Consider the following 24375-nt stretch of genomic DNA (forward strand, 5'->3'; position numbering starts at 1 on the left):
AAAATCTCAAGTAGGCCTGAGATGCCGCCACTTGTCAGTCGCACTAGTCACGGCCACTGCAGCTCCCTCCAGGAGCGCCCAATGGGCGGGTTGAGGCGAAGGGTTGCCCATAGGGCTAGCGCTTGTTCGGTTTACTTCTCGGGTGTGGCCTCGATCAGCTTCACCAACTCCCGCTTCTGCTGCTTGCTTAGCGAGCCCCAGCGCAGGAGCAACTTGGCCAGCAGATCATCGTCGGTGTAAAGGAAGGCGGCGGGGATCCCCAACGCTTGGGCCAACCGCTCAGCAGTCTCCAGCTTGGGCTCGTGCTTGCCACGTTCGTACTGGTTGACTCGGGGGCTGGCCACGTAAGGATCCAGACCGGCCCGGATGCCCAACTCCTTCTGCGACAAACCCGTGTGCAGGCGGGCTTGTTGGAGGCGTCGAGCGAAGGTCGGTGTTGAGTCGACGGACAAAGTCACGCGCACCCCCCATGGAAACCCCATAAGGATGGCGGATGTGGGGTTAAGCCGAGATACGTGCAAAAATGCCCCCCAGAATTTTTTTTTCTTCCGTGAAATCATTTGGTTGCCGGATTTTTGTTGGTACCTGAACTGTCGGCGCGATCGGGCCGCAACTGCGCCAGCAACTGCTCCAAGGTGTCCTGGCGCACACCGGCACGCAACGCTTCGGCCTCGGCTTGTTCACGCCGTTCTCGCTCCTTGGCCAAGTCGGCGTGAGCATTGGCCAGCTTGACCCGTGCGCTCTCCAACGCTTGGGCGTCCTGGGTCCAGCGTGCCAGCAAGGCCTGGTACTCCGCAGCCGTAAGCCGCAGCGCGTCCAGCTCCTTCCGCTGGTCGTCCGCAGCTTGCCGCACCTGCGCCAGTTCCCTCTCTAGGCGGCTGTGGCGTTCCAGCCACTGCCCGTTGTCGCGGTTGAGCTGAACCAGTTCGTGGTTCTTGGCGGTCAGCGCCTCGTTGGCCTGGCGCAGCGCGACCTGCAGTTCCTGCACCTGGTGCTCGTGGCGGCGCTGTTCCTGTTCGCGTTGGTCCTTGACCGAGGTGCGGTAGTGCTCCAACGCCTCGCGAGCATGCTGGTGCTTCTGCTCCAGCGACTGGGCATGCGCCTCGTGCTCCGCCAGCCGCGCGGTCAGTCCCGCGATCCGTTCGCCGAGCTGCGCGACCTCGGTGACCCGTTCGGCCAAGGCCTGCTGGGCTGCGGCGTGGGTCGTCTTTTCTTCGCGTAAGGCAGTTTCAATGCGCTGAAGCTGCGCGCTCAGCGTGGACGCCTCCTGCTGGGTGCGTTCCAGCGCCTCGCTACGCTCCTGCAAGTGCGCTTCGAAGCGCTGCCGGGCCTCGGCGATTACAGCCTCGGCCTCCTCGTGTAGGCGACCGGCAAGCCGACCGACCAGGTCCTGTAGCGCGTCGCTGACCGCGACCTTGGCGCCAAGGCCTTGCCCTTCATCTTCTTCCAGCTCCTTCAGGTAGCGGTGAATGGTTGTCTTGGAGCCGGTGTTGCCCAGCGCCACCCGCACCGCGTCCACCGACGGGTGTTTGCCCTGTGCCCGCAGCGCATCGCGGGCCTTCTGGATGTCGCTCTTGTACAAGCCGCCGCGTGCCATCGCACTCTCCGACTATTTCGTAATGTATTACATACCACGTAATTACATACCAATCAAGTTACACTACTCGCCGAGTACGGGTCGTATCTAAAGGCGGGATAATATTGAATTATCCCGCGTGACAAGCGCTTCGGCCATTTCCAGCCGTCAAAACAGTACGAAACCGCCTAGGACCGGCGATCGCTGGGTAGTATGGCCCAGAGCGGAAAGGAGGCCAGCCAAGGTTTGGGCAGGTTCCGCCACCGAGCTCGTTGGCCATCAAAGGACTGTGCATGCCGATCGAACGTATCGTCATCGACAACTTCAAGTCGTTTCGCCATCTGGACCTGCCGCTCAACGCCCACATGAATCTGGTGGTGGGCGACAACGAGGTCGGCAAGTCCACCCTGCTGGAGGCCATCCACGCGGTGGTCACCGGGCAACTGCATGGGCGCAATCTCGCCTACGAGCTCACGCCCTACCTGTTTCACCAGCCCACGGTGCAGGAATATTTGGCGACCCTTGCTGCGGGCACGCCGGCCTCGCCGCCACGGATCTCCGTCGAAGCCTACTTGGGCGGAGACGCCGCGCTGGCGTCGTTGCGTGGCACCAATAACTCCCTGCGCCTGGATACCGCCGGCATCCGCCTGCTGGTCGAGCTCAACGACGACTACCGCGAGGAGTTCAACGCCTACCTGCAGCAGCACCAGGGCGCGGTCAGCCTGCCGGTGGAGTACTACACGGTGCGCTGGTACTCCTTCGCCAACAATGGCGTCACCGCCCGCAGTATTCCGTTCGACTCGACCATCATCGACACGCACGGCATCAAGACCTTGTCCGGTGCCGATCGCTATATCGCCGGCATCATCGAGCAAGCACTAACGCCGGCGCAACGCGTCTCGCTGTCGCTGAGCTTCCGCCGCATGCGGCAGAGTTTTTCCGAAGAAGCGGATGTGGCAGCGATCAACGCCTACCTCACCGAACACACGGGGGACATCAGCCACCGGGCGCTGACGGTGGGTGTGGACACGTCGCCGCGCTCAACGTGGGAAACCAGCTTGTCACCGTACCTGGATGAGCTCCCCTTCACCCAGGCCGGCAAGGGCGAACAGAGTGCGGTGAAGATGAAGCTGGCCATGCATGCGGCCGGGGCGGCCCACGTGCTGCTGATCGAGGAGCCAGAGAACCATCTGTCCTTCTCCAGCATGACCCAGTTGATCGACAAAATTGCGGCCCTCTCCACCGCCCAGCAGGTGATCATCGCCACCCACAGCAGCTTCGTGTTGAACAAGCTGGGCGTGGACAACGTGATCCTTTTCAGCGCGCAGGGCCAGATGAAGCTGGACCAGCTGCCATCCGATACCCACGACTATTTCATGAAGCTGCCTGGCCACGACACGCTGCGGCTGATCCTGGCCAAACAGGCGATCCTGGTGGAAGGGCCGTCCGATGAGCTGATCGTGCAGCGTGCTTACAGCGACCACCACGGCGTGGCGCCGATGGCCCATGGCGTGGACATCATCTCGGTCAAATCGCTGGCATTCAAACGCTTCTTGCAGATTGCAGATCGGCTGAAAATTCAGGCCAAGGTGATCACCGACAACGATGGCGACATCGCCGTTGTGCAGGCTCGCTACGCCGAGCACCTTACCGCGATCTACTACGATTCCGACGAAAGTGCCCCATCGCTGGAAGAGCAGCTGATCAAAGCCAACTCGCTGGCTGAGCTCAACACCGTGCTGGGCAAGACGTTTGCCGATGAGGTGGCGCTGCTCAAGTACATGAAGGGCCATAAGACCGATACGGCCCTGGCGATCTTCAACAGCCCGCACTCGATCAGGTTCCCGGACTATGTCCAGCGCGCCATCACCTAACCGGGTCCTGCTTTCGGCGGCCGGCTCGGGCAAGACCACCTTGCTGGTCCGGCAGGCCCTGGAGCGGCCTGGGCGTCGCATCGCGATTGTCACCTACACGCTGGAGAATCTAGAAGAGATCCGGCGCTCGTTTGAGGTCCACGCCGGTGCGGTCCCCGTGCATGTCACTTTGCACAGCTGGTATGGCTTCCTGCTGTGCCAGTGCATCCGCCCGTACCAGGCAGCGCTTTGCCCTGAGCCTCGCATCGAGACCATCCTGTTCGTAGAAGGTGTCACCAATAACAGGGCCCCACGCACCCAGGTGGCGCGCCACTACTTGGCAGGCAACCGGATGTATTCGGACCGGGCGGCCGATTTCGCTGTGCGCTGCGATGAGCTCACCCAAGGTCAGGTCATGGCACGCCTGGCGGCCATGTACGACGAGCTCTACATCGACGAAGTTCAGGACCTCGCCGGCTTTGATCTGGATCTGGTCGAGCGGCTGTTGAAGAGCGGCATTGCCATCACGTTGGTGGGTGATACGCGGCAGGCGACGTATGCCACCAACTATGCTCAAAGGCACAGCCAGTATCGTGGACCCAATCTGGCAGCGCTGTTTCAGATTTGGGAGGCGGACGGCTTATGCCAGCTGGATCACCGCCTCATCAGCCTTCGCTGCGTCCAGGCCCTGTGCGATATGGCGGACACGCTCTATCCGCAGATGCCGCGAACCCAATCAGGCAATGGCGAGGTCACCGGGCACGATGGCATCTACCTCGTCGCTCCAGCGGATGTTGAAGCGTACATGCAGGAGTTTGCGCCCACCGTGCTCCGGCATGACCGGCGGCAAGCGTGCGACGGACTACCGGCCGTGAACTTTGGGCAGTGCAAGGGCCGCACCTACAGCCGGGTCCTCATCTTTCCGAACGGCCCGCTGACACAGTACCTGCGCACGGCAGATGCAGCGCGTATCACCGCCCCACCAAAGTACTACGTGGCCTTCACCCGGGCGCGGCAAAGCGTGGCCTTTGTGTATGCCGGCGCGTGCGCGTTGCCGGGTTATCAGCTCTATGCGCCCGCCAACGCAGACGCATAGAGCCACGGGCGATCACATTTTCTTCAAGGGCGCCGCGGTGGGCTGTGGTGGCACCGGACCCGGGTCGTTGAAGCACAGCATGACCTGATCGATGTCAAATTGATCGGCCAGCACGCGGGCGATCACCGCATGCACCAGGTCCAGGTCGACCGAGGGCGCAGCGACGGTGATGGTGGCCGCGATCGCACGACCGCGCTCTTTGGCGGGGACTAGGCGCAGGTCATCCACCGCTTTCACGCCGGGGTCGGTAAACATCGCCGTACGCACTTGTTCCAGCTCGGCTTCATTCATGTTGGCGGTGACTCCAGGGAATGTGATTGTCAGGCGGGATAGGTCTGAATCTTGCAATCAAAAAACACCGGCCTTGCCAGCAAGGTTGGTAGGCGGGGGACAGGCTCCGGCCGATGACGACTGTCGCCAGCGACCGCTGCAACCCTGAGCGCGCATCTTTGAGGCTCCGGTGGGCTTCGGGCGCATTGAAACCAGAAGTCGCCACCACGGACCTACCTCGGGGTATTGCTTCCGGCCGGTAGAAGACCTCCACAAACGTGATCTCGATGCGCCACCTCTCACAGAGCGAGACTGACGACGGGTGGTCCCATCCGCCCTTGCGTCATATTTGTCGCGCTCGCAGTTGTCAAGAATTAGCCTCCATGATTTGGATTGGTTGATCGGATCCTATTTCCTGCGAGGCTTGGACCGAAGCCCCGGTGGTCTGCGTTGCTTAATAGGTTGCTTCAATCTCCACCGGCTCCATTCACTAGTAGATCCTTCAGCTATGAAGGTGACCAGAACCCACTTCAGTAAGGGAGAGAACCCCACCTCAGCATCACGAAGCAGGTTGGCCCAATACCTTCCGACTAGGAAGGAGAATAGACTCATGGCAGTGACAGACGATGCGAACCACGGCCAACTGATGTCACTGACGTTCGCTTGGATGCCTTTCTTGTACATGTAAACTGCAAACACCAGAGCAGCGCACTGCGTCGAGATCACAACCGCGGTCGGCGTCGCCCGGGCTCTGTGGAGGGCGGCGGCGAAGAGAGTCTCCGCAAACGAGAAGCCGATCAGCAATAGAGCTGCACTCAGCATCGCTGGACCGAACTCCGCAATTCCGGCGAGTGACAGCACGATTGGAAGGAATGCAAAGGGGAGTGGCTCCAAGCAGAGGGTTGGATAGAATTTCACGAACAGTGGCCATCTCTTTACCGCGACCAGAATGATGTCTTGCATCATCGCAACTACCAATGCAGCAGCCGCACTCGTTAGCGCAATCGACACCGGTATCCAAAACATCATCTCTTCTGATGCCGGCGCGAAGGGCACCATGGCCGCTGCGCCCCAAATCGCTGCGGCCAAGAACGCGCCAATTGGGAGTGCGGCTGGCTTCCACATGGTCATACTCTGATCAGAATACGTGGCCAAATAGTCAGGCGCTCAAGGTCTGCACTGACGGCTCTGCAGCCATGTCTACGCCTCACCGTCATAGGGCCTCCCTTCCCCGGGGGGGGCATAGGCCTTGATGGCGGTATCAGTCGATACCCAACCCGCGGCAGCGTCTGGATCATCTTTTCCTCAAACGGACCATCAATGCTTCGCCGCAGGCTGGACATCTGTGATCGCAGAAGATCCCCGTCGGGCAGGTCGTCACCCCAGAGAGTGTGCTCAAGCTGCCGCCTGGTCACAGCGGCAGGACTTGCCCGCATCAGCGCTTCAAGGAGCTTCCTGCAAGCTGGGTACAGATGCAGTCGTTTTCCAGCCCGTGTGGCCTCCAACGTACTCAGGTCCAACGTGAGCTCTCCGATCAGCAGCCGCCTCCTTGTTACGCGTCCCTCCGTACGGGAAACCAACGCCTCTAGGCGAACTTCGAGCTCCGGGAGCTCAAAAGGCTTGGTCACATAGTCATCTGCACCGGAGCGGAAAGCGATGATTTTGTCCGAGAGCGCAACCTTTGCAGCCAACATCACAACGGGAACTGAAACACCGTGATTCAACCGCAGCCTTCTCAGAACCTCCGGGCCTTCCATGCGAGGAAGCATCCAATCAAGAATGACTGCGTCGTAACCATTGGACGCCGCAAAGTGAAGGCCGGCGATGCCGTCCCCGATGGTATCAAGCTGATGCCCTCGGGCCTCGAAGTAGGCCAGAATCTTCAAAGCGACTTCTCGATCGCGCTCAATCACTAGAATTCGCATGTCACGACTGACGGAAGCCAAGGAGCCTCAGCGCATTGAATACAACCAACAAGGTTGAACCTTCATGCACTGCCACAGCCGGTCCAATGCCAAGACCTAGGATGGTCGCAGGAACCAACAACGCTACGACGCCCAGGCTCACATACACGTTCTGACGGATCACCCGTTTCGTGCGTCGACTAAGCGCTACAGAGAATGCAACCTGTCTCAAATCCTCAGACATAAGCGCGACGTCGGCAGTCTCCAGCGCTACGTCCGAAGAGGCGGCACCCATTGCAATTCCGACGCTGGCACTAGCCATTGCGGGTGCGTCATTCACACCGTCGCCGACCATTGCCACTCGCTCCGTCTCCTTCAACTGACGTATTGCCTTCACCTTGTCGTCAGGCATGAGATTTCCCCATGCCTCGTTTAGACCCACGTCCGTTGCCACGGCTTGAGCTACAGTCTGGTGGTCGCCAGAGATCATGATCATTCGTTGGATGCCCAAGCGCCTTAGCTTGTCCAGGGCTTCACGCGCCTCTGGCCGGGGCGTATCCATAAGGCCGATGACACCTAGGTCGCGATCACCTAGGCGAACGGCCATCGTGGTTCTGCCGGCGTTACGGAGCTCCTCAATGGCAGACTCCGCACCCGCGGATAGAGCGCCAATGCCGTCGTTACCGAACATTTCTGCCTTTCCTATCCACACGTCAATGCCGTTCACCTTCGCCTGAACGCCTCTTCCAGCGAAGTTAGCGAGGTCTGTCGCTACCATGACCGGTCCATCGCCCAGGCGAGTATTACCATCTCGAACGATAGCTGCGGCCAAAGGGTGGTCACTTAAAGCCTCGACGGCGACGGCAACGTGAAGCAGTTCCTGCTCTGTCGTTCCCTGCATCACTTTGATGTCGGTAATTCGCGGCTTGCCTTCAGTGAGCGTTCCAGTCTTGTCGAACGCGATGGCACGGACCATGCCCAGCTCCTCCAGTGGTGCGCCACCCTTGATGAGTACGCCACCTCGCGCAGCTCGCGCAATTCCCGCTAGAACCGCGCTTGGAGTCGCGATTGCCAGTGCGCAAGGGCTTGCCGCTACAAGTACCGCCATCGCTCGATAGAAGCTGTCGCGGAATGGCTCATCGATCACGATCCATGAGAAAAGTAACAGCACGGCCAAGATCAGAACAGCGGGAACGAATACCCTCTCAAACTTGTCTGTGAAGCGCTGCGTTGGCGATTTCCTGGTTTCGGCTTCGCTCACCATCTTGACTACGCGGGCCAGTGCCGATTCGCCTGATCGACGCGTGACTTCGACCTCTAGGACGCCGGAGCCATTGATAGTGCCGGCGAAGACGCGGGACTCCATTCCCACCGAATCAGGCCGACCCCGTGCCTGAGCAGGGTCAGTGACTTGCAACTTATCTACCGGAATGCTTTCCCCGGTGACAGGGGCTTGGTCAACGCTGCTAGTGCCTTTGACGACGAATCCGTCTGCCGGCATCCGATCATTGGGACGAACAACCACCACATCTCCAGGTATCAACGATTCAACCTTGACTTCCACGACCTGCCCATCCCTCAGCACCCTGGCGGTTTCTGGGGCAAGCTTTGCAAGAGCTTCAATCGCGCGCTTAGCCCGGCCCATCGCGTAGTGTTCAAGGGCATGACCTAGACTGAAGAGGAACAGAAGCAAGGCGCCTTCGGCCCATGCGCCCAGCGCTGCCGCACCTACCGCTGCAACCAGCATCAGAGTATCGATTTCAAAACGCTTCAGCTTGACGTTCTCAATCGCTTCGCCAAGCGTGAACCAGCCGCCAAAGAGGTAGGCAGCTACGTAAAATGCGGTAGGAATCCATGGCGTTTGGAGCAAGCCGAGCTTTTCAATCGCAAATCCCAAGATCAGGAGCAGGCCACAGGCAAGTGAGAAGATCAGCTCGCTATTGCCACCCAATACGCCTCCGTGGGAATGACCATGGTCTTGTCCGTCCTTGTGTTCGTGACCTTCGTGCTGATCTTTCAAGTCTTCCTTCGGACCGGATGCGCCTTGCCCTACACCCAGCGCGTGGAGCTCTGCTCTCAGCTCCGTCTCGCTTGTCTTGGTTTGATCGTATTCGAGGCTCACGCCGCCAGTCGGGCTGGTGGTGGCTTCAATGACCCCCGGCAAAGCCTGTAGTTGGCCTGCAATTGTTCGTGCTTTCCGGGCGTGAACTGCTGAACCCAGTTCCAAGGAGAGGTGACCATACCGCTCACCCAGCTTGACACCCATGGACGACGCCACCTCTCGCACTCGTTGAAGCGAGATGAGCTCGGGCGCGTAATGAATGCAAAGTGTTCCGCAAGCCCCATCGCTACCACCGCGCACGTGCACGCGTGATATTCCGTCCATTTCCTGAAGCCCGTCCACCAGCCTTTGGACGCAGTTATCGTCGCGAGAAACGCCTGGGAGTACGACCGGCAATTCGACTTCTGTGGTCAGGTTCATGTGTTCCCTCCAACGTCATAAGAATGGATCGGGAAGTCCGGCAGGCAGATACGCTGCCGGACACAAACACTCCATCAATCAGGGAACATTTCCCGGTTGCCCTTTGGGATCTGGCTTGGCCAGGCGCCCCGCAAATGTCGGCAGCACAAGAAGTGTCAGTACTGTTGCGGTCAACAGGCCGCCAATGACCACCGTGGCGAGAGGCTTCTGCACCTCAGCACCAGATCCACTCGCAATAGCCATCGGAATGAAGCCGACGATCGCCACCAGCGCCGTGGTCACCACAGCTCGAATTCGGCTGCCGGCACCGTTCATTGCAGCGATCAATGGACTGTCACCGGCATCAAGCCTCTCTCTGATGGCTTGCATGAGCACCAATCCGTTCAGCGTCGCAACACCCGATACCGCGATGAATCCGACAGCGGCAGATACCGAGAACGGCATACCACGCACCAGCAATGCGAGAATTCCGCCAACCAGGGCAAGCGGGACGCAGGTGAACACCAGACTCGCCTCCTTCGCACTGCCCAATGCCATGAACAGAAGACTTCCGATTAGCAGGAAGACAATCGGCACAACTGTCATGAGTCGCCTTTCCGCCCGCTGCAAGTTCTCGAACTGACCGCCCCACGTCATGTGGGCGCCTGGTGGAAGCTTCACGTCCTTCACCGCAGCTTGGGCCTCTCCGACAAACCCGCCCAGGTCACGACCGCGAACATTAGCCTGCACCACGACACGACGGCTCCCGTTGTTTCGACTGATCTGGTTCGGCCCCTCGCTGATCTCAATGCGTGCGACAGAGGAGAGCGGCACGATGCCCCCAGTTGGGGTTGCAATCGGCAGCGATGCGAGCTGATCGGGGTCATTGCGTGCATCGTCGCCGAGGCGCACCACAACATCGAACCGGCGGTCGCCCTCGAAGATCTTGCCTGCCGCAGCGCCGCCAATACCGGTCGAAAGTGCGTCGCTCACGTCCGCCGCCGTGAGGCCATACTGCGCAGCTGCAAGATGATCGATTGCCACATTGAGCGTGGGCAGGCCGGAAATCTGTTCAACACGGACATCCGCTGCGCCCTGAGTATTTCTCAGCTTCAGCGCGACCTGGTCAGCAACAGCTTGCAGTTGCTCGAAGTTATCGCCGTAAATCATGACGGCTAGGTCCGTACGTACACCTGAGATCAGCTCATTGAAGCGCAGCTCGATGGGCTGGCTGAATTCAAAGCTGTTGCCTATCTGCGAGGCGGCGATCGTCTCAAACCTTGCAATCAGATCCTCCTTGCTCAGGGAAGAGTCTGGCCACTCCTTTCTCGGCTTAAGTACGATCACACTGTCGGAGATGTTGGTCGGCATGGGGTCGATAGCTGCTTCAGCAGTACCGGTCCTCGAGAAGACCGTCACAACCTCTGGTTCAGCAGCAATGGCCTTCTCCAGCGCCAACTGCATAGCCAACGATTGCTCAAGCGACGTAGATGGCACACGCAACGCCTGCATAGCGAGGTTTCCCTCATCAAGCGTTGGCATGAATTCTCGACCCAGCATCGTAAAGCCGACCACGCCCATTGCGAGCATCACGAGGGCGCCAGCGAACACTGCCTTGGGCCTACGAATCGCCGCTTGGATCACCGGTTCGATGCGGCCGCGCAGGACGCGGATGATGGCTGTCTCATGTTCTTCGTCCTGGTCGCCCTCGTGTCCTTCCTTCTTCGCGTGGAGCTTGGGCTCCCTGACCAGCAGGGCAGCCATCGCCGGTACGAAGGTAAAGGAGAAGATGAATGCGCCAACGAGGGCGAGCATGAAGGTGGCGGCCATCGGGTGGAACGTCTTGCCTTCCACACCTTCCAAGGTAAGGATCGGTGCGAACACCAACAGGATGATCACCTGACCGAAGGCTGCAGGACGCGCCATCTTCCTCGCCGAGTCGGCGGCTACACGCAGTCGCTCCATGGCATTGAGGGGTCGGCCAAGTTCGGCACGCCGCTTGCCAAGCATCAGCAGGGTGGACTCGATCACAATTACCGCGCCATCTACAAGGATTCCGAAGTCCAGCGCACCCAAGCTCATCAGGTTGCCGCTGATACCGAACTTGTTCATGCCGATAACAGCGAACAGGAACGACAGCGGAATGACCAATGCGGTGATGGCTGCCGCACGCAGGTTGCCCAGGAGCAGGAACAGCACAACTACGACCAGCAGGGCACCTTCGGTCAGGTTCTTGGCGACAGTCTTGACAGTGGAGTTAACCAGCACACTACGGTCCAGCACTGGCTCTGCGAAGATATCGGCGGGCAGAGATTCATTGACCTGTGCCAGGCGCTCAGCTGCAGCTTGAGCGACAGTGCGGCTGTTGCCGCCGGCGATCATCAGTGCCGTGCCCAGTACCGCCTCATGACCATTTCGGCTAGCTGCACCAAGCCGTGGGGCGCGCCCCATACCGACCTCGGCAACATCGGCCACCCGGATGACCACACCGTCCTTGGTGGCCACCGGCGACTGAGCCAAGTCGTCGGTCGTCAGGGCAAGGCCGTCTGCCCTAACGACCAGGCCTTCGCCCGCACGCTGGACGAAACCCGCGCCAGCCTGGACGTTGGAGCGTTCCAGTGCTTGGACCAGATCGGCCAGACCCAAGTTGTATGCCGCCAGTCGAGCGCTGTCGGGGTAGATGCCGTATTCCTTGACGTACCCACCCACCGTATCAACACCGGCCAGGCCGGGGCTGGAGCGCATCTGTGGTGCGATGATCCAGTCCTGGACAGTACGCAGGTACGTTGCGCGCTCCTGGGCGGTTCCAAGACGATCGCCCTCTGGTGTCAGGTAGACCTCACCCTCTTGCCAGCCAGCCTGGCCGGGCTTGGCCAGCTTCTTGGGGTCGAATGGCTTGAAGTCCACCGTCCACATGAGAACCTCGCCCAGCCCGGTTGTAACCGGGGAGAGCATGGGGGACACGCCCTCGGGCAGATCTCCGGCAGCCTCCCGCATCCGCTCTGCCACCTGCTGGCGGGCGAAATAGATGTCGGTCTGATCAGTGAAGATCGCGGTGACCTGAGAGAAGCCATTGCGTGATAGGGAGCGAGTGGTGTTCAGACCTGGGATGCCGGCCAAGGCCGTCTCCAGAGGATAGGTGACCTGGCGTTCAATCTGCTCCGGAGTAAGGGCAGGTGCGATGGTATTGATCTGAACCTGGCGGTTGGTGATATCTGGTACAGCATCGACTGGCAGCTTGCTCAGTTGGAACAAGCCAAAGCAGGCAATCGAAGCAGCCAGAAACACCACGAGCCAACGGAACTTGACCGCTGCTTCAATGATGATCTTGAACATGGTGTATGAGTTCCCTTAGTGGCCGTGCTCGGCTTCGCCCTTGGCCAGTTCGGCTTTGAGCAGGAAGGCATTGGCGCCTACGAGGCGCTCACTACCTGTCAGGCCGTTAAGGATTTCGATTCGATTACCTGCACGACGACCAGCGAGTACCGGCGTAGCCTGGAAACCACCCTGGACGGCAACGAAGACAACACTTCTGCCATCAACGCTTTGGACCGCATCCGCCGGCACACTCATACCTTCAGCGGCACTATCGGCGATGATGACGGCCGAAACGGGGGAGCCGGCCGGTGGCAACTTCTCCGAAATTGGTTTGGCGCGAATGGTCGCGGTGCCTCCCTGCTGCATCACATTCGCAGCGGCGGCAATCACCTCAGCTTCGAAGCTTCCGCCCGGGCCAGTCACTTCCAGCTTCATTCCGGGCACCGCGAGAGTGGCCAGTGCTGGCGGTGCAGTGAATACGAGTTCATTCATGTCCGGATTGGAAACCTCCGCAACAAGCGTTCCAGCTGAGACGACACCACCGGGCGTCACTTGGACGTTGCCAACCACGCCAGCGACAGGACTGGAGATTGTCACCCGGCCGGAACTGTCCGGAGATCCACTGGCCGCTACCTGTGCACGTGCAGCACTAGCGGCGGCATCAGCGGCCAAAGAGCGCGCGCGCGAGGCCTCCAGCTCCTGGCGAGCCACTACGCCCTGCTCGACAAGAGACTTGTCGCGGCCGTAGGCCAGGCGAATGGCTTCGGCCTCCGCCGCAGCGGCAGTGGCGGCGGCTTTGAAGGTCGCAGCTTCTCCACTGACAATGATCACCAGGGGCTGGTTGCTCTTGACGGCTGTACCCGGCGCAACAAGCACGCGCTCAACGCGGCCGGTGACCGTTGAGGCGATGGCAGCACGCCCCCCGATGGCCGGCTCGACGCGACCTGCAAGGCGGGTCGATGCGCCACCGCCGCGGCCGACAGCCACCACGCCGATGCCAGATGCCTTGATCTGGTCAGGCGTCAGCTTGACTACACCTTCCTCGGACTCCTCTTCGCCATGTTCGCCATCACCATCACCTTCACTGTGCGCCTCGGCGGAGCCCGGCTTTGCGTCAGCTGCGTGATCGTCGTGACCATCATCCTTTCCAGCCGGCTTTTCTGCCTCCGTACCGGTGGATTTGGCATCCTCCTGCGCCCCGCCACTGCATGAGGTCAGCGCGCCGGTCATCATCAAGGTAGCCAGCAGCGTCGCTCCGATGAGCGTCTTGTTTCCGTACTTGTTCATTTTGCCTCCACAAACGGTGCGCGCCCTTCAAGGCGGGCGAGGTCGATTTCTGCTGCCACCCGGCTAAGACGGGCATCCACAGCACTGCCACGCGCAGCGATCAGGGTTGATCGCGTGCTGCGCAGCTCCAATTGCGATATACGACCTGCCTCAAATCCGATGCGGGCCAGCCGATAGGCTTCATCTGCGGCCTGTACGCTTTCATCCGCTGCTCGTGCGCGGCTGTTGGATGCCTTGAGACTCGCTACCGCTCCCAAACGGGCCGCCTCACTGTCACGCCTCTGAGCCTCCAGAACCGCTTCGGCAGCACGTTGTTCCGCATAGGCCGCCTGGATCGCACCGCGGTTACGATCGAATAGGGGGATCGAAAGGCTGATGCCCACGTTGTAAGCTTGGTCGCCCGCTTGGCGGAAGCGCGTCTGAGCCACGGATGCACTCAGTTGTGGCAACGCACGCTTGCGCTCAACATCGATAAGGCGGCCGGAGGCGTCCGCTTCGGCTTGGGCGATACGAACGGCAAGCGGGGCGGCCTCATTGTCAATTGGGTGAGAGGGCACTCGGTCAAGCAGGCTTTCGCCGATGTCGGTCAGCGGGCTGTCCACTAAGGACACCCCGGCTAGGCGAGCAAGCGCCGCATCCCGGTAGGCCTCGGCCTCATCTAGGCTGGCCTTTGCATTGGCGACCTCGCTCCGTGCCTGCACACCGCGCAGGTTGGGCTCACGTCCCTCGCTGACCATCGCAGCTACCGCCTTGGCGTCCTGTTCAATCAAGGCCAATGCCTCGCTGGCCAACTCATATCGGCGCAGCGCAGCCTCTGCTTCGGCGTATGTCGCAGCCAGGCGACCCGCTGCGTCACTGCGCATCAGATCACCCCGCAAGCCTGCAGCCCCAGCCTCCGCACGCGCGGCGCGCACTCGGGCCCCTCGTTGACCCCAAATCTCCAGCGGCTGGGAGAGGGTGACAATGCTGTCAGCGTTTGAGAAACCTTTGTAGGGACCAGTGCCGTAGGCGTTCTCCGCTTCGATGGAGACCGTCGGATTGGGCAGTGCCCGAGCCTGTTGTACCCGCGCCTCGGCTGCCTCAGCCAGCGCGACGCCTTGGACCGTCGCAGGCATCTGGTTCAAGCGAGAAAGCAACGATTCGTAAGATGGTGCAGTTTGAGCAGCTACATGCCCGGTTGGCACCAACGCCAGCAGAACAGCGACAGCCAACCCGGTCGCTGAAAGCGACCGACCCGTCAAAATCGACATAAAAACTCCCGTAAATTATCTGAGCGAACTACCCGCAAATGCGGGGCAGAGCCAGATCAGATACGGGGGGGGCGCATGGGTCCGTCGAGTCGGAGGGCGTAGACGTCCCCGTGCTCGGTACTGTGCAGCGAAATCCGGCCATCGGCGAACAGATCGTCGTGACCGGCAGCTGGGAAGCTTGCCGTTGAATGGTGGCAATGCCCATGGCCACAGGCATCGGCACTGGACGAATCCTTGCTCTTGCTCGACTCGGAGTCTGAATCACTTTGCAAGGCGTGCACATCGCCCACGCTGACCGTCGCTTCTTGCGCGCACGCCAATGCCTCGGCCACAGGCACGACCACGAACGCCGCCAAAAGCAGCAGCATCAGGTATATACGAATAGCAGGCAGAGAGCGACGCATTGGGAAAGGTTAGCAACCTCTTTTGGACGGATACAATTACATAAAAACACTACGGTGGCTGTGCTTGAACGCACCCTAGCCCCGTTCAGGTCGGGACCCAGGGAATCAACCCACAAGGATAACGGCCCATGTGAGGGCGACATTGCAAAGAGCCACGAACACCGCAGCCGACCCCATGTCCTTCGCACGACCAGCCAGCTCATGGATTTCTGGGCCATACCGTTCGATCACTGCCTCGATAGCGGAGTTCAGCAGCTCGAATGCCAAAACGAACAGTACGCTCCCCATGAGAAGCACTCGCTCTACCCCTGAGTTGCCGAAAAAGATAGCTGTAGGTAATGCCACCGCGGCCATAACAACTTCCAACCGAAACGACGATTCATGCAGCCAAGCTGATCTCAGCCCCTGGAGAGACCAGCGAAGCGCCTCAAAGACGCGCGCAATGCTCCGCGGACGATGACCGTACATATCTGCCACTTCGATGTTTCCTTCTTTTGGGCCCAAGAGACGCTCACGGGTCTTCCAACAGCGATACTCGCCGTGGTCGGCTATAGGCTGTGACCGGCGTTGCTGGTACAGCCTGAGAACAGATTTAGGCTCTCGTCTAGCACCGTCGTCCTAACCTGCATCAGGCCAAGCACAGAATGGAAGAGGTTGTCGTGGCTGGACGGCTGCTTTGATCGGTCCCGGACACATTGAAGGTCCAGGTTGTTGCTGCTCTTCATACCATCAGACATCCACATCACCATCGGCACCTTGATCTGAGTATCAGGGGCGATAGCGTAGGGGAGCCCGTGAAGATAGACGTTCGCCTCCCCTAATGACTCGCCGTGGTCGGAGACATAGATCAGCCCGGTATCGTGACTCTTGTCCTGTTCAAGCATGCGAATTGTCTTTGCAAGGAAGTCATCTGTCGCAAGGACCGCGTTGTCATACGCATTGACGATTTCACCGCGTGTGCACTTGCCCAAGTCTGCGTTTCGGCAGTCGGGAGTAAATTTCGTCAGATCTTCCGGGTATCGCTTGAAGTAGCTGGGTCCGTGGTTCCCCAGCTGATGTAGAACGACAACGACATCACCAGGGTTGTCCTCGATCGAGTCATGCAGACCTTGCAGCATAATCTCGTCACGGCATGCTTGGTCGTCGCACAGAACATCCTTGACCGGCACGCGATAGGATTCAAATGCCAGATCAGAGCAGACGCCCTTGCATCCAGTCTGGTTGTCACGCCATAGGGTCCTGACCCCGGCACGCTCCAAAACATGCAGAAGCGACTCCGAACCTTTGATCTTGTCTCGATCGTAGTCTCGCCTCCCGTACGCAGAGAACATACAGGGCACCGACACTTCGGTGTTTGACCCGCAGGCGGTCACGTCTGAGAAATTGACGACGTCCAACGCTGCCAACTGTGGCGTTGTCTGTCTGCCGTATCCATTCAAACCCCAGTTCTGCGCACGAACCGTCTCACCTACAACGATGACCAAGAAGTGGGGCTTCGCGCCTGGCGGATGAGGCGTCATCATGGCATCGGGGCCAACCACTTGGATCGGACCGCGCTCCGCACGGGTGTCTTCTCGCACAACCTTCGCAATGGAAGCGATGTAGTTTCCAGGGTTTGCAAGGTATCTGACTTGCTTGTGATTGCGTATGAGTGATGAGAGGTCGTCGAATGACGCAATTGCCGCGCCAACGATTACAACAACCGCCATGCCAAGTAGAAGCACTCTTGCAAGTATCGCCCGCGTCACATTGGAAGAACGTTGGAGCCTTACCATGCATACCGCGATAGCTGGCACGACGCCTTTAATTAGTACCGCAAGAAAGAAGCCCCAGGTCAGCAACTCTCCGGCTTCAGCGCCGTCGGTCTTCAGCACATTTCGTACCATGCTGGCGTCGAAGTAGACGCTGTAATTGTCTGAATAGTAGGCAGCAGTAGCGGACACGACGAGAAGCAATGCAAGAACCGGCTTCACCGTCCATCGAACGCATAGCAATCCGAGAATGAGCACATTCAAGGCAGTGAGGATCGCTCCCGTAGAGATAACAAGTAGCGCACGAGCTGCTCCGTCCGCACCACTCTTCGCAATTACTTCTGCGAAGAACGCGCTGTTGAGAAAGAACGTGAAGTACATCGCCACGATGATAATCAACGTGTTGACGCCCAGCTGCGGGCCGCAGATGGGCTTGCCAAGACGGCCCAGTGGATCTGAGCCTAGGCCCCCGCGCGAACTGCCTCGGTTGAATTCTGTTTTCACGTAATGCATTGGTGATTCCTTTTTATTGACCACCGCGCGCGCCCCTAGCGCACACGGCCGCCATTGCGCGTTCCTAGATGGAAAGCCATCCACACATATGCAACGCCTGACACCAGCGAAGGGGCCAGGACCGCGGTCCGCAGGTTTTGGGTCAGTGACAGCAGTGCAGCCGAGATCCACATGAAGAGACGCTTGTCTGGTTGCAGCTCCGCTCCCCGACGCGGGAACAGCGAGCTTCCGGTTGCCACCATTTGGGTGGCAACCAAGGCAAATCTCGGTTCGTCGACAGGCCCAAAATCGCGCACACCAAGAGATGCGCCGATGGCAAGCACGGAGGTTGCCATCAGTAGTGCCGCTCGATCGCGTGCAGTTCGGAGATTGGTAGATGTTGAGAAGGGCATTCAGGTCGCCTTCTTCAAGGCGGCGCAGTACTGGCCGGCGACTGCACGTGCAGCCACGCGTCGGCCGAGCGCACGGAGCGCCCAGCAACAAGATGTGTTCATGGAAAGACCTACACAAAGGTGATCGCAGAAGGACTGACAGGCGCGTTGCGCCTGTTATGCGATCAAAGCCTGGGAGGTCTAATCAGCGTGTCCGGGATGTGGGACGTCATGGGCTGTTCGTAGAACGTGTGCCCGCCTTCATTTCTTGCGGCTTCGGCACTGGTGAAACCGTTGGACGCCACAAAAGTGCTGCTGTGGTGGCAGTGACCGTGACCACAAGCGGCATGCGCCTTATCGGGGTGGCCATCGCCTGGCCCTGCCACTTCCTGGTGTGACTGCTCCTCAGAGAAGCAGACCGAAGCATCAACGACAGGCACGATGATCATCACTGCGAGCAGCAGTGCCAGAGCGTAGCGCTTGGCATGGATGACAATGGAAGGCACGTGTGGCTAGGACTGATACATTTGAGGCCGGAAAGATACCTTGGGTCCCGCTCATCAGCAAGCTGACGCTTATTCATCAATCTCGCGGGCTCGAGTGGCCTCTGCGAGTCAGGTGGCCAGGCAAAAGCTGGCGCGGGAAATTGACGGAATCCGGCATCCGAAGAACAGAAAGTTAACGTTTTGCCTGAGCTTCCGCACGGTCACGCAGATTGAGCTGCGACGGATTAGGTCGGGGGCCAGCTGCGCCACGTGACAGTGCCGGGTTCAAGCGCAGCCGCCAGAGTCCGAGCTCAGTCGGCCAAGCCTGGTCATGCAGCCGTCTTGCGCGCGTCGGCACCTGCCCGGCGGGCATCACCTAAAATCTCGAAGGCTTCCTTGATCACATACAGGCCGATCAGGGCGCCGATCACGAAATCCGGGTACGGGCTGGCCAGCCACCACACCAACAGACCGGCCAGGATCACCCCAACATTGGCGACCACATCGGCCCGCGTGAACAGCCACGTCGCTCGCAGATGCACTTCGCCGGACTTTAGCGGTGCCAGCATGCGCAGCACCGCCATATTGACCGCCAGCGACAGCAGGGCGGTGCCAATCATCCAGCCGCTGACCGGCTCGGCGCCGTACATCACCCGGCGGCCCACCTCAACCAACACGCCCACACCCAGCACAAGCAGCACGCTGCCGCTGACCCAAGCGGCATTGGCCTTGAAGCGCGCCGTGCGCCCGATAGCGACCAGGCCAATGGCATAGGCGGTGGCATCGGACAGCATGTCCAGAGCGTCGGCCAGCAGGCCAGTGGAATGGGCAATCCAGCCGGCGATGCCGCCGATCACGGCCATCGCCGCGTTCAACGCTAGGGCGATCCAGAGGACGCGCCGCTCCTGCGCATTCTTGGCCTCGTGGTGGCAGCCGCAATCACTCATCGGAACATCTCCAGTCGCAGGGAAGCCGGGCCCGGGCGGGTCGCTGGCATGACACAGCAGGTGAGTGTAAAGTCCGTAGCTACTACGGAGTCAAGCGTACTACGAATGAAAATCAGTGAGGCTGCCGACGCCAGTGGATGCCACCTGGAGACGATCCGCTATTACGAGCGGATCGGCCTGTTGCCGCGCCCGGGGCGCTCGGGCAATGGCTACCGGGTCTATGGCCCGGCCGACATCGAGCGGCTGCGCTTCATTGCGCGCGGCCGGGACCTAGGCTTCAGCCTGGAGGAGGTCCGCAGCCTGCTGCAGCTGGCCGGCGATGAGGAGCTTTCGTGCGGGGACGTGGACCGGCTGGCACGCAGCCATCTGACCGACGTGCGGGCGCGCATGGCCGACCTGGAGCGCATGGCCACCGAGTTGGAACGGGTGATTGCCAGTTGCCACGGTGGGCAGCGGGCTGAATGCACCATCCTGTCGACCCTGCGGCAGCCGGTCGCTGTGGAGGCCACGCGCCAGTGACCGAACTGGACCGCTACCTCGATGCAGCCACGCGCCAGAACACGGTGCGCAGCTATGCGTCGGCGCTGCGGCACTTCGAGGTTGAATGGCAAGGCCACCTCCCAGCGACACCGGACAGCGTGGCGCGGTACCTGGCCGCGTATGCGCAGACCCTAGCCGCCAGCACGCTTCGCCACCGGCTGGCCGCCATTGCCTCTTGGCACCGCGACCACGGCTTTGTCGACCCGACCCGGTCGCCGCTGGTGCGCAAGGTGCTCAAAGGCATCCAGACCCTGCACCCGGGCCAGGTCAAGCAAGCCGCGCCGCTGCAGATTCGGCGGCTGGTCGAGCTCGATGACTGGTTGGCTGCCGCGATCGCGGCGGCGCATGCCCGGGGCGACGGAGCGGCGGCGCTGCGCCATCAACGCGACCGAGCGTTGGTGCTGCTCGGATTCTGGCGGGGCTTCCGTGGCGATGAACTGCTGCGTCTGGACGTGGCCCATCTCACGCTGGTGCCGGGACAGGGGATGACCTGTTTCCTGCCGCGCAGCAAGGGCGACCGCCAGGCCGCCGGCGTCACCTACAAGGTGCCGGCGTTGTCGCGGTTGTGCCCGGTGGAGGCGACCCAGGTGTGGCTGCAGGCGGCCGACCTGCACGAAGGGCCGGTGTTTCGGGCGGTTAACCAATGGGGCCAGGTGAGCGCCGAGGGCCTGCATCCCAACAGCTTGGTGCGCCTGCTACGCGAGTTGCTGACCAGTGCCGGCTTTGCCGATGCGGGGCTCCACAGCAGCCATTCGTTGCGCCGCGGCTTTGCCAGCTGGGCCAACGACCAAGGCTGGGACATGAAGGCGCTGATGGAGTACGTGGGCTGGCGCGATGTGCAGTCGGCCATGCGCTATCTGGACGGGCGTGACCCCTTTGCCCGTGACCGCATTGAAGCAAGCCTGCCCAGTCCAACCGCGCCGGTACCGGCGATGGCACTGCCGGCGCCCGAGGGCAAACCGGCCTTGCAGCTGCGCCTGCGCATGGTGCTGACCCCGTTTGCCCGCACGGGCCGCGGCGCGGCCAAGGCCCGAGGCCGGATCGAAGAGATCTGCTTGGCCCCGTTCCAGGCTGTGCGCCTGAACACTGCCAGCAGCGAGTACCAGTTGACTGTTCCCACCGATCCCGACCGGGATCTGGATGAAATCCTGGCCACGTTGCTCGATGACATGCACCGCATGGCCGATACGCACCAGTGTTTCCTGGAAGCGTCTCTCAATACAGACGACGGCCGGCACTGGGATTGATCCCCTCATAACCTCCGGATCCAATGGCTACCCTTCACGAGACCGCCTACCCGCGACTGAAGCCTGATCCCACCGCCAAGGAACTGGAGGAGATCTATACCCCCACCGCCGCTGAGATTGCATTCGCCAAGCAGCTGACCACCCAGCCGGGACCGCAGCTGGCGGTACTGATTCATCTCAAGCTCTTCCAGCGCCTGGGTTACTTCACGGTGTTAGCCGAAGTGCCCGAGCGGATCCGGAAGCACATCGCCAAGGCCGCCCGACTCGGGCGCGTATTGGACACCGACCAGCTCGAACGTTACGACGCTTCCGGTAGCCAGCGCCGCCATATGCCGCAGCTTCGGCAGTTCATCGGGGTACATCCCCTGGACAAATCAGGCTTGGCCTGGCTGGACACGGTGGCCACCGGAGCAGCCCAGACCAAGCACACCATCCCGGACATCGTGAACGTCCTGCTCGAAGAGCTGGTGCACCACCGCTACGAACTGCCAGGCTTCCGCACCCTGGAGCTGGCCGCCATCGGCGCACGTGAGCGGGTCAATCTGGGCTACTACCGCAGCATCAGTCACGCGCTGACGCCTGCCACGCGCACGCTCATTGACGAATTGCTGCGCGCACCGGAAGGCTCCAGATTTACTGGCTGGCAATCGCTCAAGCGCGAGCCTGGCCGACCGACCAACAAGGAGGTCCGGTTCTATCTGCAGCACATCCGCATGCTGCAGCAGTTGGCCGAGCAGCTGCCTCCCATCGATGTGCCGGTGCCCAAGCTCAAGCAATTCCGTGCAATGGCTCGCGCCTATGACGCCAGCGAGTTAGCCGAACTGGCTCCGGACAAGCGCTATGCGTTGGCCACCATCTTCATTCGCGCCCAGCATGCCAAGACGCTGGATGACGCAGCCGAGCTGTTCATCAAGCAGGTGCGCGGGCTGGAGAACACGGCCCAGCAAAAGCTGCTGGCCTACCAGCTCGAACATGCCAAGCGGGCCGACTTCCTGATCGGCCAGCTCAAGGAAATCCTGCAGGCCTATCAGCTCGACGGCAGCGATAGTCAGCGCGTGGATGCCATCGATAACAGTCTGGAAGCGGAAGTGTCGACCTTGTTGGCCGAATGCGAAGAACATATGGCATACGCAGGAAAGAACTATCTGCCTTTCATGCTGCAACCCTACGGCGCGGTCAGGCCGCTGCTGTTCAATGGGCTGGAGCTGATGAACTTGCGGGCAACCAGCCACGATGCCGGCATGGAGCCGTTGATTGCAGCGGTGCTGTCGCTGCGCAACCAACGCCGTGAGCTGATCGAGGTCGCATCCCTCGGCCTGGACCCGGAAAAGGACTTCGATTGGATGTCCAAGCTCTGGCGTCAGCACGTGTTTGGCAAGCGGGCCAGCGCGGCAGGCGCCGGCTGGATGCACCGTAAGTACTTCGAGCTGGCCGTGCTGGTGCAGGTCAAGGACGAACTGAAGTCGGGAGATCTCTTCATCCCGAGCAGCGAACGATTTGACGACTACCGCGAGCAGCTGGTCGATGAAGCCACCTTGGCCCAGGAACTGGAAGCCTATGGCCAGGTGTCAGGCTTGCCCACCGACGCTGCGACTTTCGTGGCCGGGTTGCGCGCACAACTGACCGACTTGGCCGACGAAGTTGACGAGCGTTTCCCCGAGAATGTTCATGCGGACATTCTGGAAGGACGCCTGGTACTGCGGAAGGGGCAACGCGCCGAGGTCTCAAGCGCCATTGCCACCGTGGACCGCCTCATCGCCGAACGGCTCCCGGAGTCCAGCATCGTCGATGTCCTGATCGACGCCAGCCAATGGCTGGATCTGCACCGATTCTTCCGTCCGATCGCCGGCACCGAGAGCCAGGTTGAAGATCTCCCTCGACGGGTGATCACCACGCTGTTTTGCTATGGCTGCAACTTGGGTCCGACGCAGACGGCGCGGTCGATCAAGGGCTTCAGCCGGCGCCAGGTTGCTTGGCTGAACCTGAAATACGTGACCGAGGATGTGCTTGAGAAGGCCATCGTAGAGGTCATCAATACCTACAATAAATTCGACCTCCCGGGCTATTGGGGCAGCGGGAAAAGCGCCTCAGCAGATGGCACCAAATGGAGCGTCTACGAGGACAACCTGCTGTCTGAGTACCACATCCGCTACGGCGGCTACGGCGGCATCGGCTACTAACATGTGTCCGACAAATACGTGGCGCTGTTCAGCCATTTCATTCCCTGTGGTGTGCACGAAGGCATCTACATCCTCGACGGCCTGCTGGCCAACACTTCCGACATCCAGCCTGAGATCGTCCATGGCGACACGCAGGCCCAAAGCTACCCAGTCTTCGGTTTGGCCCACATGCTGGGCATCCAGCTGATGCCCAGGATACGAAACATCAAGGATCTGACATTCTTCCGGCCCGAACCTGGCAGGACCTATAAGAATATCCAGGCACTGTTCGGAGACAGCATCGACTGGCAACTGATCGCGACGCATCTCCACGACATGCTGCGGGTAGTGATCTCGATCCGATTGGGGAAGATCACCGCGTCCTCGATCCTGCGCCGGCTGGGCACCTACAGCCGGAAGAACAAGCTGTACTTCGCCTTCCGGGAACTTGGCAAGGCCGTCCGAACGCTGTTCTTGCTGCGCTACATCGATGACAACGAGATTCGCAAAACGATCCATGCTGCGACCAACAAGAGCGAGGAATACAACGGCTTCGTGAAGTGGGTCTTCTTTGGCAGCCAAGGGATCATTGCTGAGAACGTCCAACACGAGCAGCGCAAGATCATCAAGTACAGCCAGCTGGTGGCCAACATGATCATCCTCCACAACGTGGAACGCATGAGCCGGACCTTGGCCGTAATGCAGAAGGAGGGGATTGAACTGACGCCCGAGATTCTGGCCGGCCTGTCGCCTTACCGGACCAGCCACATCAATCGCTTCGGCGACTACCACTTGGATCTTGAAAGGGAAGTGGCGCCGCTGAGCTATACAGCGAAAGTCCTTGAACAGGCCCCATAGACGGGGACATCCGCCATCGGGACAAGACAATTATCATTGCGTTTCAATCGCTTAGGTGGCATTTGGCCCTGTACGTAACGATTCC

At 60.4% G+C, this 24375-nt stretch carries 16 protein-coding genes and 3 pseudogenes; 5 read left to right on the forward strand and 14 right to left on the reverse strand.

Annotation, left to right across the window (positions count from 1 at the left end):
* Nucleotides 1-131: 131 nt before the first annotated feature.
* The gene (locus tag ACVOLS_RS09820; protein ID WP_425477767.1) at nt 132-560 is read right to left on the reverse strand and encodes a helix-turn-helix domain-containing protein; all 429 of its coding nucleotides are present in this window, start codon (nt 558-560) and stop codon (nt 132-134) included.
* Complete coding sequence (locus ACVOLS_RS09825; protein WP_017354988.1) at nt 557-1597, reverse strand: DNA-binding protein; 1041 nt, start codon at nt 1595-1597, stop codon at nt 557-559. The genes ACVOLS_RS09820 and ACVOLS_RS09825 overlap by 4 nt, the downstream gene beginning before the upstream one ends.
* A gap of 272 nt (nt 1598-1869) precedes the next feature.
* On the opposite strand from ACVOLS_RS09825, the gene ACVOLS_RS09830 reads away from it, so the two are divergent.
* Together ACVOLS_RS09830 and ACVOLS_RS09835 are read left to right on the forward strand one after the other, a co-directional pair.
* Nucleotides 1870-3450, forward strand: coding sequence for an ATP-dependent nuclease (locus tag ACVOLS_RS09830; RefSeq protein WP_481545475.1), 1581 nt, complete (start codon nt 1870-1872; stop codon nt 3448-3450).
* Nucleotides 3428-4525 (forward strand): UvrD-helicase domain-containing protein, encoded by a 1098-nt coding sequence (locus ACVOLS_RS09835; protein ID WP_017354990.1) that lies wholly within the window; start codon nt 3428-3430, stop codon nt 4523-4525. Before ACVOLS_RS09830 ends, ACVOLS_RS09835 begins: the two co-directional genes overlap by 23 nt.
* A 12-nt stretch (nt 4526-4537) precedes the next feature.
* Here ACVOLS_RS09835 and ACVOLS_RS09840 read toward each other — a convergent pair whose 3' ends face one another.
* The 12 genes and pseudogenes from ACVOLS_RS09840 to ACVOLS_RS09895 form a co-directional block, all read right to left on the reverse strand.
* Nucleotides 4538-4816 carry a hypothetical protein gene (locus ACVOLS_RS09840; protein WP_027080079.1) on the reverse strand — a complete coding sequence of 93 codons (279 nt, stop codon included), beginning with the start codon at nt 4814-4816 and terminating at the stop codon, nt 4538-4540.
* Nucleotides 4817-5203: 387 nt separating this feature from the next.
* On the reverse strand, nt 5204-5926 hold the full coding sequence (locus tag ACVOLS_RS09845) for a hypothetical protein (protein ID WP_126944578.1): 723 nt from the start codon (nt 5924-5926) through the stop codon (nt 5204-5206).
* A 131-nt stretch (nt 5927-6057) separates the two neighbouring features.
* A pseudogene (locus ACVOLS_RS09850) lies at nt 6058-6720 on the reverse strand (response regulator transcription factor); the annotation flags it as partial.
* Nucleotide 6721: 1 nt separating this feature from the next.
* Complete coding sequence (locus ACVOLS_RS09855; protein ID WP_126941533.1) at nt 6722-9181, reverse strand: heavy metal translocating P-type ATPase; 2460 nt, start codon at nt 9179-9181, stop codon at nt 6722-6724.
* A 78-nt stretch (nt 9182-9259) separates the two neighbouring features.
* Nucleotides 9260-12496: an efflux RND transporter permease subunit gene (locus ACVOLS_RS09860; RefSeq protein ID WP_126941534.1), complete on the reverse strand. Its 3237-nt coding sequence runs from the start codon at nt 12494-12496 to the stop codon at nt 9260-9262.
* A 15-nt stretch (nt 12497-12511) separates the two neighbouring features.
* On the reverse strand, nt 12512-13765 hold the full coding sequence (locus ACVOLS_RS09865; RefSeq protein WP_062171269.1) for an efflux RND transporter periplasmic adaptor subunit: 1254 nt from the start codon (nt 13763-13765) through the stop codon (nt 12512-12514).
* A complete protein-coding gene (locus ACVOLS_RS09870; protein ID WP_062167469.1) occupies nt 13762-15015 on the reverse strand; it encodes a TolC family protein in 1254 nt (417 codons plus the stop codon). The genes ACVOLS_RS09865 and ACVOLS_RS09870 overlap by 4 nt, the downstream gene beginning before the upstream one ends.
* Nucleotides 15016-15071: 56 nt before the next feature.
* Nucleotides 15072-15383, reverse strand: coding sequence for a hypothetical protein (locus ACVOLS_RS09875; RefSeq protein WP_481545476.1), 312 nt, complete (start codon nt 15381-15383; stop codon nt 15072-15074).
* A 141-nt stretch (nt 15384-15524) separates the two neighbouring features.
* The gene (locus tag ACVOLS_RS09880; protein ID WP_027080084.1) at nt 15525-15896 is read right to left on the reverse strand and encodes a diacylglycerol kinase; all 372 of its coding nucleotides are present in this window, start codon (nt 15894-15896) and stop codon (nt 15525-15527) included.
* A gap of 71 nt (nt 15897-15967) precedes the next feature.
* Nucleotides 15968-17683 (reverse strand): phosphoethanolamine transferase, encoded by a 1716-nt coding sequence (locus ACVOLS_RS09885; RefSeq protein ID WP_055765228.1) that lies wholly within the window; start codon nt 17681-17683, stop codon nt 15968-15970.
* Between the two features lie 158 nt (nt 17684-17841).
* Nucleotides 17842-18075: pseudogene (locus ACVOLS_RS09890) on the reverse strand (dolichyl-phosphate-mannose--protein mannosyltransferase); the annotation flags it as partial.
* A 793-nt stretch (nt 18076-18868) separates the two neighbouring features.
* The gene (locus ACVOLS_RS09895; protein ID WP_014159605.1) at nt 18869-19486 is read right to left on the reverse strand and encodes a cation efflux transmembrane domain-containing protein; all 618 of its coding nucleotides are present in this window, start codon (nt 19484-19486) and stop codon (nt 18869-18871) included.
* 105 nt (nt 19487-19591) lie between these two features.
* Here ACVOLS_RS09895 and ACVOLS_RS09900 point away from each other — a divergent pair, with 105 nt between their 5' ends.
* The 3 genes and pseudogenes from ACVOLS_RS09900 to ACVOLS_RS09910 all read left to right on the forward strand — a co-directional run bounded on the left by ACVOLS_RS09900 (nt 19592) and on the right by ACVOLS_RS09910 (nt 24290).
* On the forward strand, nt 19592-20005 hold the full coding sequence (locus tag ACVOLS_RS09900; protein WP_014159604.1) for a MerR family transcriptional regulator: 414 nt from the start codon (nt 19592-19594) through the stop codon (nt 20003-20005).
* Nucleotides 20002-21273, forward strand: a complete 1272-nt coding sequence (locus ACVOLS_RS09905) for a site-specific integrase (RefSeq protein WP_017355000.1) — start codon at nt 20002-20004, stop codon at nt 21271-21273. Before ACVOLS_RS09900 ends, ACVOLS_RS09905 begins: the two co-directional genes overlap by 4 nt.
* 23 nt (nt 21274-21296) lie before the next feature.
* Nucleotides 21297-24290, forward strand: a pseudogene (locus ACVOLS_RS09910) (Tn3 family transposase).
* The last annotated feature ends 85 nt before the right edge of the window (nt 24291-24375 follow it).

The sequence above is a fragment of the Stenotrophomonas sp. STEN038 genome, from assembly GCF_056759895.1.

Bases quoted from the DNA above. Each gene is read 5' to 3' on its own strand.
- ACVOLS_RS09870 (WP_062167469.1), bottom strand. From the start codon at position 15,015: ATGTCGATTTTGACGGGTCGGTCGCTTTCAGCGACCGGGTTGGCTGTC.
- ACVOLS_RS09895 (WP_014159605.1), bottom strand. From the start codon at position 19,486: ATGAGTGATTGCGGCTGCCACCACGAGGCCAAGAATGCGCAGGAGCGG.
- ACVOLS_RS09900 (WP_014159604.1), top strand. From the start codon at position 19,592: ATGAAAATCAGTGAGGCTGCCGACGCCAGTGGATGCCACCTGGAGACG.
- ACVOLS_RS09835 (WP_017354990.1), top strand. From the start codon at position 3,428: ATGTCCAGCGCGCCATCACCTAACCGGGTCCTGCTTTCGGCGGCCGGC.
- ACVOLS_RS09825 (WP_017354988.1), bottom strand. From the start codon at position 1,597: ATGGCACGCGGCGGCTTGTACAAGAGCGACATCCAGAAGGCCCGCGAT.
- ACVOLS_RS09845 (WP_126944578.1), bottom strand. From the start codon at position 5,926: ATGACCATGTGGAAGCCAGCCGCACTCCCAATTGGCGCGTTCTTGGCC.
- ACVOLS_RS09885 (WP_055765228.1), bottom strand. From the start codon at position 17,683: ATGCATTACGTGAAAACAGAATTCAACCGAGGCAGTTCGCGCGGGGGC.
- ACVOLS_RS09820 (WP_425477767.1), bottom strand. From the start codon at position 560: ATGATTTCACGGAAGAAAAAAAAATTCTGGGGGGCATTTTTGCACGTA.
- ACVOLS_RS09860 (WP_126941534.1), bottom strand. From the start codon at position 12,496: ATGTTCAAGATCATCATTGAAGCAGCGGTCAAGTTCCGTTGGCTCGTG.
- ACVOLS_RS09875 (WP_481545476.1), bottom strand. From the start codon at position 15,383: ATGCTGCTGCTTTTGGCGGCGTTCGTGGTCGTGCCTGTGGCCGAGGCA.
- ACVOLS_RS09840 (WP_027080079.1), bottom strand. From the start codon at position 4,816: ATGAATGAAGCCGAGCTGGAACAAGTGCGTACGGCGATGTTTACCGAC.
- ACVOLS_RS09865 (WP_062171269.1), bottom strand. From the start codon at position 13,765: ATGAACAAGTACGGAAACAAGACGCTCATCGGAGCGACGCTGCTGGCT.
- ACVOLS_RS09855 (WP_126941533.1), bottom strand. From the start codon at position 9,181: ATGAACCTGACCACAGAAGTCGAATTGCCGGTCGTACTCCCAGGCGTT.
- ACVOLS_RS09830 (WP_481545475.1), top strand. From the start codon at position 1,870: ATGCCGATCGAACGTATCGTCATCGACAACTTCAAGTCGTTTCGCCAT.